This is a genomic window from Streptomyces sp. NBC_01788 (assembly GCF_035917575.1).
Classification (GTDB): Bacteria; Actinomycetota; Actinomycetes; order Streptomycetales; family Streptomycetaceae; genus Streptomyces.
The window spans coordinates 875,756-890,077 of the sequence record NZ_CP109090.1; the positions used below are offsets into that span (position 1 = coordinate 875,756).

9 protein-coding genes are annotated in these 14,322 nt (G+C 71.2%); 5 read left to right on the forward strand and 4 right to left on the reverse strand.

Translation table 11 applies throughout. From position 1 onward, the window contains the following. The first annotated feature begins 108 nt into the window (after window positions 1-108). Complete coding sequence (locus tag OIE49_RS04120) at window positions 109-2,598, forward strand: lamin tail domain-containing protein (RefSeq protein WP_326801117.1); 2,490 nt, start codon at window positions 109-111, stop codon at window positions 2,596-2,598. Window positions 2,599-2,674: 76 nt separating this feature from the next. Here the strand turns inward: OIE49_RS04120 and OIE49_RS04125 are convergent, their stop codons facing one another. Then, the gene (locus OIE49_RS04125; RefSeq protein ID WP_326801118.1) at window positions 2,675-3,925 is read right to left on the reverse strand and encodes an NAD(P)/FAD-dependent oxidoreductase; all 1,251 of its coding nucleotides are present in this window, start codon (window positions 3,923-3,925) and stop codon (window positions 2,675-2,677) included. A 447-nt stretch (window positions 3,926-4,372) separates the two neighbouring features. Between OIE49_RS04125 and OIE49_RS04130 the strand changes: the two genes are divergently transcribed. Further along, window positions 4,373-5,881, forward strand: coding sequence for a cryptochrome/photolyase family protein (locus tag OIE49_RS04130; protein WP_326801119.1), 1,509 nt, complete (start codon window positions 4,373-4,375; stop codon window positions 5,879-5,881). 42 nt (window positions 5,882-5,923) lie between these two features. Here OIE49_RS04130 and OIE49_RS04135 read toward each other — a convergent pair whose 3' ends face one another. Both OIE49_RS04135 and OIE49_RS04140 read right to left on the reverse strand, forming a co-directional pair. Continuing rightward, complete coding sequence (locus OIE49_RS04135; protein ID WP_326801120.1) at window positions 5,924-6,595, reverse strand: response regulator transcription factor; 672 nt, start codon at window positions 6,593-6,595, stop codon at window positions 5,924-5,926. Beyond that, window positions 6,592-7,821 carry a sensor histidine kinase gene (locus OIE49_RS04140; protein ID WP_326801121.1) on the reverse strand — a complete coding sequence of 410 codons (1,230 nt, stop codon included), beginning with the start codon at window positions 7,819-7,821 and terminating at the stop codon, window positions 6,592-6,594. The genes OIE49_RS04135 and OIE49_RS04140 overlap by 4 nt, the downstream gene beginning before the upstream one ends. A gap of 179 nt (window positions 7,822-8,000) precedes the next feature. Between OIE49_RS04140 and OIE49_RS04145 the strand changes: the two genes are divergently transcribed. The 3 genes from OIE49_RS04145 to OIE49_RS04155 all read left to right on the forward strand — a co-directional run bounded on the left by OIE49_RS04145 (window position 8,001) and on the right by OIE49_RS04155 (window position 12,418). Next, window positions 8,001-8,624, forward strand: coding sequence for a hypothetical protein (locus tag OIE49_RS04145; RefSeq protein ID WP_326801122.1), 624 nt, complete (start codon window positions 8,001-8,003; stop codon window positions 8,622-8,624). Between the two features lie 400 nt (window positions 8,625-9,024). Further along, a complete protein-coding gene (gene abc-f, locus OIE49_RS04150; RefSeq protein ID WP_326801123.1) occupies window positions 9,025-10,659 on the forward strand; it encodes a ribosomal protection-like ABC-F family protein in 1,635 nt (544 codons plus the stop codon). A gap of 79 nt (window positions 10,660-10,738) precedes the next feature. Continuing rightward, the gene (locus tag OIE49_RS04155) at window positions 10,739-12,418 is read left to right on the forward strand and encodes an ABC-F family ATP-binding cassette domain-containing protein (protein ID WP_326801124.1); all 1,680 of its coding nucleotides are present in this window, start codon (window positions 10,739-10,741) and stop codon (window positions 12,416-12,418) included. Between the two features lie 175 nt (window positions 12,419-12,593). On the opposite strand, the gene OIE49_RS04160 is transcribed toward OIE49_RS04155, so the two are convergent. Further along, window positions 12,594-14,090: a multicopper oxidase family protein gene (locus OIE49_RS04160; protein WP_326801125.1), complete on the reverse strand. Its 1,497-nt coding sequence runs from the start codon at window positions 14,088-14,090 to the stop codon at window positions 12,594-12,596. Window positions 14,091-14,322 lie beyond the last annotated feature (232 nt).

Genomic DNA, 14,322 nt, shown 5'->3' on the forward strand with positions numbered 1-14,322 from the left:
CGTAGCTTGACCGGCGTGCCAGACCCCGGCCGTCGACGGCGGATCCGGGTCGGTCGGCGCTTCCCATGGCGCCCTCACGTTTTCCCGGCCCCCAAGGAGAACCTTCCTGTGTCGAATTCCAGCGCTGAAACGCCCCGCCCCGCAAGACACCGCGCGACTCCTCTGCGCAAGCGGCTCATACCGCTGGCGATCACCGGGTCGGTCGTGCTGGCCGGAGTGGGCGTCCACTCCGCCTTCGCCACCCCCTCGGCCGACGCCGTCATCTCCGAGGTCTACGGAGGCGGCGGCAACTCCGGCGCCACCCTGACCAACGACTTCATCGAGCTGGCCAACGCGGGCTCCGGTTCGCTGGACCTCTCCGGCTACAGCGTCCAGTACCTCTCGGGCAGCCCCGGCCCGACCACCAAGTGGCAGTCCACCCCGCTCACCGGCACCCTGGCCGGTAACGGCCGCTACCTGATCCAGGAGGCCGCGGGCACCGGCGGCACCGCCGCCCTGCCGACCCCGGACGCCACCGGCAACATCAACATGTCGGGCACCGCCGGCACCGTCGCGCTGGTCAAGGGCACCGACCTGCTCACCTGCGTCACCAAGGCCGACTGCGCCGCCGACTCCCGCATCAAGGACCTGGTCGGCTTCGGTACCGCCCTCGTCCACGAGGGCTCCGGCCCGGCCGCGGGCGCGAGCAACACCGCCTCGGTCGCCCGCAAGACCCTGGTCGACACCGACGACAACGCGGCCGACTTCGCCGCGGGTGACCCCACCCCCGAGAACTCCGGCGGCCAGAGCGGCGACACGGGCGGCGGTGACACCTCCCCGTCGCCGAGCCCGACCGCGACGCCCCCCGCCGACGCGATCTCGGCGAAGATCCACGACATCCAGGGCACCAACCGGCGGTCCCCGCTGTCCACCAAGAACGTCAAGGACGTCACCGGCATCGTCACCGGTGTCCGCACCACCAGCACGTCCTCCACGTCCAAGGGCTTCTGGATGCAGGACCCGAACCCGGACAACGACCCCCGCACCAGCGAGGGCATCTTCGTCTACACCAGCTCCAACCCCACGGTGAAGGTCGGCGACAGCGTCACCGTCTCCGGTGTGGTCACCGAGTACTACCCGGGCGGCTACGACACCGGCATCCAGTCGACGACCGAGATCATGAAGCCGACGGTCACCGTGCTGTCCAGCGGCAACCCGCTGCCGGCCCCGGTCGTCCTCGACAAGAACAGCATCCCCGCCGTGTGGTCCCCCAAGGCCGACAGCAGCGGCAGCATCGAGTACGCCGATCTCGAGCCGACCAAGTACGCCCTGGACTTCTACGAGTCCCTGGAGGGCATGAACGTCCAGGTCTCCGACGCCCGCGTCGTCGGCGCCACGGACGCCTACCACGAGCTGTGGGTCACGGCCGACCCCGACCACAACAAGACCAAGCGCGGCGGTGTCTACTACCCGTCGTACGACGACCCGAACGTGGCTCGTCTCCAGGTCCAGGCGATCAACACCACGGACGCGTTCCCGATGGCCAACGTGGGTGACGAGCTCACCGGCGTCACCGCGGGCCCGCTGGACTACAGCCAGTTCGCCGGCACCTACATCCTCGCGGCCCGTCAGGTCGGTACCTACAAGGACAACGGCCTCAAGCCCGAGGTCACCAGCGAGGCGAAGTCCAACGAGGTCACCATCGGCACGTACAACGTGCAGAACCTCGCCCCGAGCGACTCGCAGTCCAAGTTCGACCGGCTCGGCCACAACCTGGTCACCAACCTGCGCGCGCCCGCCATCGTCGGCGTCGAGGAGATCCAGGACAACAGCGGCGCCATCGACGACGGCACCGTTGACTCCGACAAGACGCTGGCCAAGCTCACCGACGCCATCGTCGCCGCGGGTGGTCCGCGCTACGAGTACCGCCAGATCAACCCGGTGAACGACAAGGACGGCGGCCAGCCGGGCGGCAACATCCGCACCGTCTTCCTGTTCGACCCGAAGCGGGTCACCTTCGTGGACCGGCCGGGCGGCGACTCCCTCACCGCCGTCGACGTCGTCGGCAAGGGCAGCGACACCCACCTGAGCGTCTCGCCCGGACGGATCGCCCCGACGGACGAGGCCTGGAACAGCAGCCGTAAGCCGCTGGTCGGCGAGTTCCTCACGAAGAACAACAAGAAGATCTTCGTGATCGCCAACCACCTCAACAGCAAGGGCGGCGACCAGAACGTCGCCGGCCGCATCCAGGAGCCCGTCCGCAGCTCCGAGATCCAGCGCAACAAGCAGGCCACGCTGGAGAACGCCTTCGTCAAGAAGCTCGAGGCGGCCGACCCCAAGGCCCTCATCGTCTCCCTCGGCGACTACAACGACTACCAGTTCTCCTCCGCGATGAAGACCCTGACCGGTGACGGCAAGCAGCTCACCGACCTGGTGAACACCCTGCCGGCGGACGAGCGCTACTCCTACGTCTTCCAGGGCAACTCGCAGGTGCTCGACCACATGATGGTGAACCCGAGCATGCTGAACCACGTCACCTACGACGTGGTGCACATCAACTCCGAGTTCGCCGACCAGGTCAGCGACCACGACCCGCAGGTTCTGCGTGTGAAGCCTTAAGGCCCTCGCAAGCCCGCCCGCTCCCGCGCTCAACGCAGCGGGGGCGGGCGGGCTTGTCTGCATATCGGCCCGCCCTTCAGTTCCCGCCGAGGTCCTCCAGCACTTCCCGGGCGGCCCGCGCGCCGGAGGCGAGGGCGCCTTGGACGGAACCCGTGCCGCGGTGATCCCCGCAGACGTAACGGCCCGGCCCGGTGCGGCAGGTTCGGTTCAGCGGCCAGGGCGGCGGCATGGCCGGCAGCGCGTTCTCGACGGTGCGCGCGACCAGCAGGTCCCAGGCGGTGGCATCGGCACCGTACATCTCGGACAGGGCCGCGACCACAGCAGCCCGCACGAGCTCGGTGTCGCCGCCCACGACCGAGGTCGCGATGAGGGCGCTGCCTCGCGGGGCGTACTCGGGCGCGACATCACTGAGGACGCAGGTGTTCAGTACGCGGCGGCGGGTGTCGACCAGCAGGACGGGGCGGCCCAGGGGGGAGCGCGGGGCGACGTGGTAGTACGTGGTGACGGTGCGGTGGGCGGGGACGTCCAGGCCGGGCAGCAGCCGTGAGGCGGCGGCGGCACCGGTCGCCACGACGACGGCGCGCGCCGGCAACTCCACGCCGTCCGCCGTGACCACGCCCCGGCCGGCGAGCCGCGACACGGGTGTGCCGAGCCGTACGGTTCCCTCGGGCAGGGCTGAGGCCAGGGCGCGCGGAACGGACTGCACGCCGAAGGCGGGCAGGCACAGCGCGCCGCGCAGCATGCTGCGCCACACCAGGTGGAACACCCGGCTGGAGGTCTCCAGGGAGTCCTCCAGGAAGACGCCGGAGAGGAACGGCCGGAAGAAGCCCTCCACGAACGGGGCGGAGAAACCCGCGTCGGCCAGGGCGGCGCGGGTGGTGCGCTCAGGCGCGTGCTTGAGCGCGCGGGCCGGAGCGAGCCCGTCGCGGGCGCCGAGCGCGGCCAGCGCCACCAGGTCGCGCGGCCGGGCGAACCGCGCGGACAGCAGCGACGCCACCGCATCGGGGCGGCGGCGCGGGTCGGCCAGCAGCACGCGCCGGCCACCGGTGTGCACCAGGACGCCCGGCAGGAAGGGGCGCGGGTCGAGGAACCGGGCGGGCAGGCGGCGGCGCAGCTGCGGGTAGGCCGGGTTGACGACCTGGAAGCCGCGGTCCACCGTGAAGCCGTCCAGGCGGTCGGTCCGCATCCGCCCGCCCGCCGCGTCGCCCGCCTCCAGCACCGTGACGCCGAGCCCCGCGGCGGCCAGGTCGCGGGCGCACGCCAGCCCGGCGACCCCGGCACCCACCACGACGACGTCCGCGACCGCCGTTCCATCCGCCACGGCCACCACCTCTCCTCGCTCCTCAAGGGCCTGCTGCCGAGCGGAACCTGCCGCGCTCCCCGCTGCCCCGAGGACGTCAACAGGGGCCCGGCGTCTTCACCAGGTACTTCCCCGCCGGCCACCACAGCGGATGCGCCCGCACCCGAACGGGCGACTACCGGCGGCCCGCCGTATCCGCCGGGGCAGGCGGTACGCCCCGGACGGAGTACATGTACGGCGCTGGGCGGAGGAATTGGCGGACGTGAAGGGGGCGCTCGTGCACGAGCCGTGGAACCTTCCGGCACAGGAGCGCGCGAGGACCGTCCCCCTGCCGGAGGGCCTGGACCCCTTCAAGCGGGCCCGGGGCGCTCCTGAGGTCCGGCGGGACGACGTCCGCAGGGCCGCCGGGCACCCCGCGCGACACCTCGTACGTGTAAGCCGCCACACCCGCATCGCACGGAAGGTGCCCCGGCCATGACCACCGCGCACTGGATCTTCGGCGACCAGCTCGGTCCGCACTTCCTCACGCCCGCCGGCGAGGACGGGCCCGACCGCGGGGCGCCCGTGGTGATGATCGAAGCCAGATCGGTCTTCCGGCGGCGCCGGTTCCACCGTGCCAAGGCGCACCTGGTGCTCTCCGCGATGCGGCACCGTGCGGCGGAACTGGGCGGGCGGGTGACGTACGTGCGGGCCGAGACCTACCGGGAGGGACTGCGCCGCGCGATGGGCGGGGCGCCGGTCACGGTGTGCCACCCCACCTCGTACGCGGCGCTCCGGCTGGTGCGATCCCTGCCCCGGGTGCGGGTGCTGCCCGCCAGGGGCTTCATGGTGGCCCGCGAGGAGTTCACCGGCTGGGTCGAGGAGCACGGTGGGCGGCGGCTGCTCCAGGAGGACTTCTACCGCTGGGTGCGCCAGGAGCACGACCTGCTGATGGAGGGCGGCCAGCCGGCCGGCGGCCGGTTCAACCACGACCACGCCAACCGCGAGCCCCCGCCGGGCGGCGCCCGGGAGCTCGACGTGCCGGGTCCGTACCGGCCGCGGGAGGACGACATCGACGCCGAGGTGCGCGACGACCTCGGCCGGTGGGAACGCGAGGACGGGGTGCGATTCGTCGGCCGGGACGGGCCCCGCCGCTTCCCCGCCACCCGACGGGAGGCGCTGTCGGCCCTGCGCCGCTTCGTGACACACCGGCTGGCGTCCTTCGGACCCTACGAGGACGCGATGCTCACCGGTGATCCGGTGATGAGCCACAGCCTGCTCTCGTCCTCGCTGAACCTGGGGCTGCTGCACCCGGCGGAGTGCGTGGAGCGAGCCGAACGAGCCTGGCGGGAGGGCGCCGTCCCGGTGAACAGCGCGGAGGGCTTCGTCCGGCAGGTCGCGGGCTGGCGGGAGTTCGTCTGGCAGCTGTACTGGCACTTCGGCGAGGACTACCGGCACGACAACGCGCTCGGGCACACGGAGGAGCTGCCGGAGTACTTCGCCGAGCTGGACGCGGACGCGGTCACGGCGCGCTGCCTGGCCACCGTGCTCGCCCAGGTGCGCGACACCGGGTGGACGCATCACATCCCCCGGCTGATGGTGCTGGGCAGCCATGCCCTGCAGCGCGGCTGGGACCCGGCCGCGGTGACCGACTGGTTCCACCGCTGCTTCGTCGACGGCTACGAGTGGGTGATGGTGCCGAACGTGGTGGGCATGTCCCAGTACGCGGACGGCGGCCGGATGACCACCAAGCCGTACACGTCGGGCGGCGCCTACATCCACCGCATGAGCGACCTGTGCGACGGCTGCGCCTACCGGCCCACCGAGCGCACCGGTCCGCACGCGTGCCCCTACACCGCCGGGTACTGGGCCTTCCTGCACCGGCACCGGCGGCTGCTGTCCGGCAACGCCCGCATGCGGCGCTCGGTGCAGGGGCTGGACCGGCTCGGCGACCTCGACGAAGTGCTGCGGCAGGAGCGGCGGCGGGCGGGCGAGGTGCCGTGAGGCGGTGGGAGCTGCGAGATGGCGCAGGGAGCCGTGGGTCGGTCACTCGTGGGGCGAGTGGCCGGGTTGGACGAGGCCGTACTCGTAGGCGAAGACGACGGCTTGGACCCGGTCGCGCAGGCCGAGCTTGGCGAGGATGCGGGTCACGTGGGTCTTGACCGTCGGCTCGCTCAGGAAGAGTTCCGCACCGATCTCGGCGTTGGAGCGGCCGCGGGCTATGAGACCGAGCACTTCGTGCTCGCGTGGGGTCAGTTTCTCCAGCCGGGTGGGCTGGTGCGAACCGGGGCGCGGGCGGCGTACGTATTCCTCGATCATCCGTCGGGTGATCTCCGGGGCCAGCAGCGCCTGGCCGGCGGCGACGGTGCGGATGGCACCGGCGAGTTCACGTGGCGGTGCGCTTTTGAGGAGGAAGCCGCTCGCTCCGGCGCGCAGTGCCTGGTAGACGTACTCGTCCTCGTCGAAGGTGGTGAGGATGAGTACCCGCGCGGGGCAGCGCCCGTCCTGCAGCAGCCGGCGGGTTGCCTCGATGCCGTCCATGCGCGGCATCCGGATGTCCATCAGGATGATGTCGGGCAGCAGAGTGAGCGCACTTTCGACCGCCTCCGCGCCGTTGGCTGCCTCGCCGACGACCTCGATGTCGTCCTGGCCGCTCAGGATGGAGTGGAAGCCGCCGCGGACCAGGGCCTGGTCGTCCACGAGCAGGACGCGGATCATCGGGGCGCCGCCTGAAGCGGCAGGCTCGCTGTCACGGCGAAGCCGCCGCCGTCGGCGTGTCCGGTCTCCAGGGTGCCGCCGTAGAGTCCGACCCGTTCACGCATTCCCAGGAGCCCGTGGCCGATCCGGTTCGAGGCCGGCCTCGCGGGCGATCCTGTGCGTCCCGTGTCCCGCACGCTGACCCGTATGGACTGCTCGTCATAGTGCAGCAGCACATGGGCCGTGGTGGGTGTGGCGTGCTTGAGTGCGTTGGTGAGTGCCTCCTGCACCACCCGGTAGACGGTCAGGTCCATGCCGGGCGGCAGTGGGCGGGCCGGGCCTTCCATGGTGAGTGAGACCGGTAGGCCGACGCCGCCCATGTGCTCGATGAGTTCGGCCAGGTTCGCGGTGCCCGGCTGCGGCTTGAGCGCGGGTCGCGTCGCTTCCCCGCGCAATAGGCCGAGCATCCGGCCCAGTTCGCCGACCGCCTGATGTCCGGTCTCCTGAACCGAGCGCAGTGGCGCGTGCGCCTGGGAGGGATCGCGGTCGAGCAGGTCTTCGGCGGCGCCCGCCTGGACGACCATGACGCTGACGCAGTGGGCGACGATGTCGTGCAACTCGCGGGCGATACGGGAGCGTTCCTCCGCCAGCGCGACATGGATCGCCTCTTCGCGCTCGGCCTCCAGCCGCTGGACCCGTGCCTGGTCGTCGGAGTGGCTGCGGGCCCGGCCGCTCAGCACCCGGCCGGCGACGAAGACGATGGCGATCGGCACCGCGGCGAACGGGATGTTGCTGACGGTGCCGGCGTCCGGGTTGCGCAGCATCACGAGCACGACGGTGGTGGCGGTCGCCGCGACGCCGAGCCACGCGGACACGCGTTCACCGTGCCGGGCCACCGAGTAGGTGGCGAGCAGAAGGGGCAGGAAGTCGCCCCACAGAGTGAACGTCAGCGGGGTGGCCAGCATCGGTCCGGCGATCGCGACCGCGACGACCACGGCCGTGGCAAGCGGGGCCAGCCTGCGCAGCGCCAGCACCAGCGTCGCCACGAGGGTGGACACGACCAGGGGCGGCATGGGGCCGTACCGGGTCGAGTTGTCGAGATCGAAGACGATGTCGAGCAGGGCGAAGCCGGTGATCGCGAGCGCGAGCAGAGCGTCGGGCAGCAACACCGCCGGCATGCGCCGCGGACGCGCCGGCGCCTCCGACTCCTCTCGCGCCGGCGACTTGGCGCGTGCCGTCTTCAGCATCACATCCGCAAGTTACCGGCGGGGGGAGCCGGGCGGCGTCATCCGAACGTCGTATTCGCCTGGTGCGGATCGCGACCCGCGAACGACCCGGTGCCGACCGGAGTACGACGACGCCACGGCCCCGCCGGACCGACGCTGACGGCGCACCGCCGAGTGGCGGCACAACGCAGGAGGAGACCATGACCCTGAACCTGAAGCGCCTGGCCGGATGGGCGCTCATCGTCGGCACCGTCGTCGCGGCGTTCGGCTACCTCGCCGCCAACCTCCTCGCGCCGGGCAGCGGCGACGAGGTCTTCCGCTACCACCTCTGGCCGCTGTTCGAGGGGATCGCGCTCGGTGGGGACGTCATCATCGTGCTGGGGCTGCCCGTGATCCTGGCCTTCGCGCAACGGGCACCGAAGCTGCACGTCGTCGGCTACGCCGGCATCTTCGCCGCGCTGGTGATGCTGAACATCGGCGAGGGAGTCATCGAGGGGTTCGTCAAGCCGTACCTGGTCGACCACGGCGGCATCCCCACCGAGCAGCCGTCCAGCTTCGCCGTCTTCGAGGGCATCGCGCTGCTGTGCCTGCTCGTCGGCGCGATCTGCCTGAGCATCGCCGTGCTGCGCGCCCGGACGCTGCCCTGGTGGATCGGTGTCGCGCTGCTCGTCTCGTGCCTGCTCGGCGCCCTCGGGCTGCCCGGCCGCTGGTTCATCCTTCCCGACGACGTGTTCTTCGCCGCGCTGTTCGCCATCGGCGTCCACGCCGTACGCGGGCGCAGCGAGGTCGCCACGGCGAGCGTGGTCGAGTCGGCCGCGGTCTGATCGCCGCTCGCTCCGGTGGGCTTCCCGGGCCCGCGGGGTTCAGGACCGCACGAGCAGCCGGAAGTCGAACGCGTACCGGGACGCGCGGTCCGAGCCCGCTCGACCGCGCGTCCCGTGTCGTGAGGGAGGCCGGAGGAGGTCCCCCCAGCCGGGAGCGGTCCGGCTGGAGTACTGACCACCCGGGCTCGGTTGTTAGACTGGAGGAGACGTTGATCGTTTGTTGAGGAGCCCAGACATGGTGGTGGACGACGACATCTCCGGGTGATACCCGGCCCAGAAAGGCCACCGGACCGGTGCGTGGAAGCGCCGCCGACGTGGCCTCGCTGTCGTCTCCTCTTCCCCCCTGTCCGCTGCCGGGGCAGAAGTGTCTTTCCTGCCCCCTCCTCGCGAGGTCACCTTCATGTCCGACGCCTCCGTCGTCTGCTCGAACCTGTCCTTCACCTGGCCCGACGACACTCCCGTCTTCCAGGACCTGTCCTTCACCGTCGGCTCCGGCCGTACCGGCCTCGTGGCGCCCAACGGCACCGGCAAGAGCACGCTGCTCAAGCTCATCGCCGGTGAACTGCGGCCCGGCGCCGGGTCGATCTCCGTGGCCGGCACCCTCGGCTACCTGCCGCAGAGCCTCCCCCTGACCGGTGACCTCACGGTCGCCGAGGTGCTGGACGTCGCCGCGATCATCCAGGCCATCGACGCCGTGGAGTCCGGGGACGTCGACGAGAAGCACTTCGTCACCATCGGCGACGACTGGGACATCGAGGAACGCAGCCGCGCCCAGCTCGACCGCCTCGGCCTGGCCGACGTCACCCTGGATCGCAGCCTGAGCACCCTCAGCGGCGGCCAGGTCATCTCCCTCGGTTTCGCCGCCCAGTTGCTGAAGCGGCCCGACGTGCTGCTGCTCGACGAGCCCACCAACAACCTCGACCTCGACGCCCGGCACAAGCTCTACGACGTGCTGAAGGACTTCAACGGCTGCCTGCTCCTGGTCAGCCACGACCGCGACCTGCTCGACCGCATGGAACGCATCGCCGAACTCGACCGCGGCGAACTGCGCTTCTACGGAGGCAACTTCACCGCGTACGAGGAGGCCGTGCGAACCGAGCAGGAAGTCGCGGAGAAGAACATCCGCAACGCCGAGCAGGAGCTGAAGCGGGAGAAGCGGGAAATGCAGCAGGCCCGCGAGCGCGCCGAACGCCGGCAGAGCAACGCCGCCCGCAACCTGAGGAACGCCGGTCTGCCCCGTATCTTCGCCGGCAACATGAAGCGGGGCGCGCAGGAGTCCGCGGGCCGGGCGGGCCAGATGCACGCCGGCCGGGTCAGCGAGGCGAAGGCCCGGCTGGACGAGGCCGGGCGTGCGCTGCGCGAGGAGCAGCGCATCACGCTGGACCTGCCGGACACCAACGTGCCCGCCGGGCGCAACCTGTTCCTCGGCGAGCAGCTCCTCGTCCGCCTCGGCGACAAGGACGTGTTCGCCGGCCAGGGTGCCGACCTGACGGTCCGGGGCCCCGAGCGCATCGCGCTGACCGGTGCCAACGGTGCCGGCAAGAGCACGTTGCTGCGTCTGCTCAGCGGCGACCTGACACCACGGAGCGGTGAGATCAGGCGGGCCGACGGCCGCATCGCCTACCTCTCGCAGCGCCTCGACCTGCTGGACCTGGACCGTACGGTCGCCGAGAACTTCGCCGACTACGCCCCGGAGCGGCCGGAGGCCGAGCGGATGAACCTGCTCGCCCGCTTCCTCTTCCGGGGGCCCCGCGCCCATCTGCCCGTCGGGGTGCTCTCCGGAGGCGAACGGCTGCGCGCCACCCTGGCCTGCGTGCTGTGCGCGGAGCCGGCTCCGCACCTGCTGCTCCTGGACGAGCCGACGAACAACCTCGACCTGGTCAGCGCGGGCCAGTTGGAGAGCGCCCTGAACTCCTACCAGGGGGCCTTCGTGGTGGTCAGCCACGACGAGCGGTTCCTGCGCGAGATCGGCGTGAACCGGTGGCTGCGGCTGGCCGACGGCAAGCTGGAGGAGACGGGGGCCCCTGAGGTGTGAACCGCCGACGTGTCGTCCTGGCCCGTGTCCGAGGCATGCCGCCCCGCGGGCCGCGCACCGATCACGTTGGACGGACCTCATGCCTCAGACCGCTCTGCTCGCCCACGACCTCGTCCACACCCTCGGCGACCGACGGCTGCTCGACGGTGTCTCCCTGACCGCCTCGCCCGGGCATCGCATCGGGCTGATCGGGGAGAACGGCGTCGGCAAGTCGACCCTGCTGCGCCTGCTGGCCGGGACGGACAAGCCGGACGCCGGCAGCGTAACGCGCCCGCCCGACCTGGGCTTTCTTCATCAGGAGATGCCGTACGACGCCGACGCGACGATCGCTGACGTGCTCGACGACGCCCTGCGCGAAGCCAGGGAGGACCTCGCCGAGCTGGCACGGCTCGCCGAGCAGCTCGCGCGGACCCCACAGGACGCGCCCGACTACGCCGGCCTGCTCGACGCGTACGGCGTCCGGCTCGAACAGGCCGAGGGAAAGGAGGCCTGGGACGCCGACCGGCGTGCCGCGCTCGTGCTCGACGGCCTCGGCCTCGACACCTTCGCACACGACCGGACGCTCGGGTCTCTGTCCGGCGGGCAGCGCGGCCGGCTCGCGCTGGCCGCGCTGCTGGTCCGGCGGCCCTCCGTGCTGCTGCTGGACGAACCGACCAACCATCTCGACGACGGTGCCGCCGCCTTCGTCGAGGAGCACGTGCGCACCCTGTCCGGGGTCGTCGTGGTTGCCAGCCACGATCGTGCCTTTCTGGACGCCGTGTGCACGGACCTGCTCGACCTCGACCCCGCGATGGACGGCCCGGTCCGCTATGGCGGCAACTACAGTGCCTACCTGGCCGAGAAGCGGGCCGAGCGGGACCGCTGGGAGCGGCGCTGGGCCGAGGACCAGGAAGAACTGGCGGCGCTGCGGGTCTCCGCCGGGATCACCGCGCACCGCGTCGCACCGGACCGGGGACCGCGCGACAACGAGAAGATGGGCTACGGGCACCGCGCCGGCCGGGTGCAGAGCCAGATCTCCCGGCGGGTGCGCAACGCCGCCCGCCGCCTGGAGGTACTGGAGCGCTCCCAGGTCGGCGAGCCGCCGAAGCCGCTGCGGTTCGAGAGCACGGCGCTCGCCGCTCCGGCAGCGCAGGGCGACGGTCCTCTGGTGTCCCTGGATGACGTACGGGTGCCGGGCCGGCTCGCACCGTTGAGTGCGGAGGTGTCGGCGACCGACCGTCTGCTGGTCACCGGTGGGAACGGGGCCGGCAAGTCGACTCTGCTGGCCGTGCTCGCCGGGCGGCTCGCGCCCGAGGGCGAGGTGCGGCGGGGGCGCGGACTGACCGTGGGACTGCTCGCCCAGGACACCGTTTTCGACCGGCCGGGCCGGTCCGTCCGGGACACCTATGAGCTGGCGCTGGGCGCCGAGCGGGCCGAGGCGGTGCCGCTGGGTTCGCTCGGTCTGATGCACGAGGCGGACCTGGACAAGCCGGTCGGCCGGCTCTCGGTCGGACAGCGACGGCGGCTCGCGCTGGCGCTGCTGGTGGCGCGACCGCCGCAGTTGCTGCTGCTCGACGAACCCACCAACCACCTGTCGCCGCGCCTGTGCGACGAGCTGGAGGCGGCGCTGGGCACCGGCCCCGGCGCGATCGTGCTGGCCAGCCACGACCGCTGGCTGCGGGAGCGCTGGCAGGGACGGGAAATCCGGCTCGGCTCCGACGGCAAGCGCCCGGACAGCGCGGGTCCCAACCTCGCCCGCCGCGCCGGGACCGAGTCGTGAGCGACCCCGCTCCGCCGGCTGTCACCACCGCCCTTGCTCGGGGCCGTGCTCGACCACCAGGTGCACACGTTGATCCTGTGGATCTTCCGGCGCGCCCGGCCGGCGAAGGCCATGCACGGTTTCCGTACGGCTTCGCGCTCCAGCGGTACGGGGCGGTCGCGCCTCGTGTCGGCGGTCATCCGCTGCGGGTGGCCCGGGGGCTAGCGCCGGGCGCGACGATGTCCAGGACGGCCATCATGCCCATGTCCTCGTGATTGAGGATGTGGCAGTGATACACGGTCCTGCCGGTGAAGTCCCTGAAGTGGATGCGAACGACGATCGCACCACGCTTCGGCACGTTCACCGTGTCGTACACGCCGTGGGTGGGGTCGTGGGCCTTCCCGTTGGTGCTCATCAACTGGAAGTGGTTGGTGTGCAGGTGGAAGCTGTGGTCCTCGTCCGAGTCATTGCGGACGGTCCACTCCTCGACGGTGCCGAGGGTGGAGACGAAGTCGGTCCGGTTCGGGGCGTACGTCCGGCCGTTGATGTAGAAGACCGTGCCGGCCTTGTTCTCCGTGAAGACGACGGTCTTGCGGTCCGCGATCGTCGCGTGGCTCAAGTCCTCGTAAGGGCCGAGGTCGGTCGGGAGCGCGGCCCTCATCACGGGCGTGCCACTGGTGACGACAGTAGCGAGGTCGGCCCGGGGGAACTGGTTCCCGGCCGGGCCGGTGTTGTACGGCAGTGTCTCCAGCCGGGTGGTGCCGGGAGCGCCGCCCTGGACCAGGACATCGAAGCGAGCGGCGGCGGGAACGAGCAGTGTGTCCTCGGCGTAGACCCTGCCCACGGGAACGCCGTCCTGAGCGATCACGTGGAAGCGGGCGCCCGGAAGGTGCAGCTTGTAGTAGATGTTGGCGCCGATGTTGGCCAGCCTCCACAACTGGGTCTCTCCCGGCCGGATGTGGATCGCCGGGTTCTGCTGGCCGTTGACGGTGCGGTGGGTGGACGCGCCGATACTCAGGGGATGGGTCTTGATCGCGTCGCCCTGGACCTGGAAGTCCTTGAGCGCGATGGTGTGCTCGGTGATGTTCCGCAACGACGGAGGCAGGTGCCGCTGCAGGCCCTCGACGACGAGGATGCCCGACTCACCACTCGCGACCTGCGGGGCGGACAGCATGTCCGCGTGTGAGTGGTACCAGAAGGTGCCGGTGGGGTGACTGAGCGGCAGTTGATAGGTGTAGTGGTACGACTGCCCGTACTTGATGGAGATGAAGATGTCGTCGGAGGGAGCACGCGGCGACACGAAGAGTCCGTGCGTGTGCAGATTGGTGTACTTGTCGGTTTTGTTGATCATGGTCAGGTCGATACGGTCGCCGGGCCGCACGCGCAACGTGGGCGGCATGTAGGCCCCGTTGTAGGTCGTCGCGCGCAGTTGGCGGTTGCCGACGCGGACGATTCGCCGTTCCACCACGATCGTGGTCCTGAGCACGCCGCCGCGGCTCACCACCTCCGGGGGATCCTGGAGCCATGGCCCCGCGCCCGGCGTTGTGGGCCCGCCCTCGACCACGGACCCCTGCGTGGCGCGGGAGCGCTCGCTCGGTGCGCTCCCCGCGCAGCCTGCGAGCCAGAGCGCGGCGAGAAGCAGACCGGCGACGATGCGGGACGGCGAGGAAAAACGCGTGGCGGGCCGGGTCACTTGTCTCCCCAGGAAAACCGGCGGACCCCGACCGCACACGACCGGGCCGGAGATCCATGTGCTGCTGGTGTGCTGCTGGTCAGTCAGCCGGAGAGTAGGCGCACAAAGATCCCGAGCCGCTCGGCCACGCCCGGCCCACGGTGCCATCCGCCCGAATGGGCCCTACCCGGGTCAGGCTCGCAGAGCCGGTGGCGCTTGTTCCCGGCTTTCCTTCACCGGTCTGCGATGCGCA

Excerpts from the sequence above, each read along its gene's own strand:
- OIE49_RS04130 (WP_326801119.1), top strand. The coding sequence starts at position 4,373 with ATGACCACCGCGCACTGGATCTTCGGCGACCAGCTCGGTCCGCACTTC.
- OIE49_RS04135 (WP_326801120.1), bottom strand. The coding sequence starts at position 6,595 with ATGATCCGCGTCCTGCTCGTGGACGACCAGGCCCTGGTCCGCGGCGGC.
- OIE49_RS04140 (WP_326801121.1), bottom strand. The coding sequence starts at position 7,821 with ATGCTGAAGACGGCACGCGCCAAGTCGCCGGCGCGAGAGGAGTCGGAG.
- OIE49_RS04145 (WP_326801122.1), top strand. The coding sequence starts at position 8,001 with ATGACCCTGAACCTGAAGCGCCTGGCCGGATGGGCGCTCATCGTCGGC.
- abc-f (WP_326801123.1), top strand. The coding sequence starts at position 9,025 with ATGTCCGACGCCTCCGTCGTCTGCTCGAACCTGTCCTTCACCTGGCCC.
- OIE49_RS04155 (WP_326801124.1), top strand. The coding sequence starts at position 10,739 with ATGCCTCAGACCGCTCTGCTCGCCCACGACCTCGTCCACACCCTCGGC.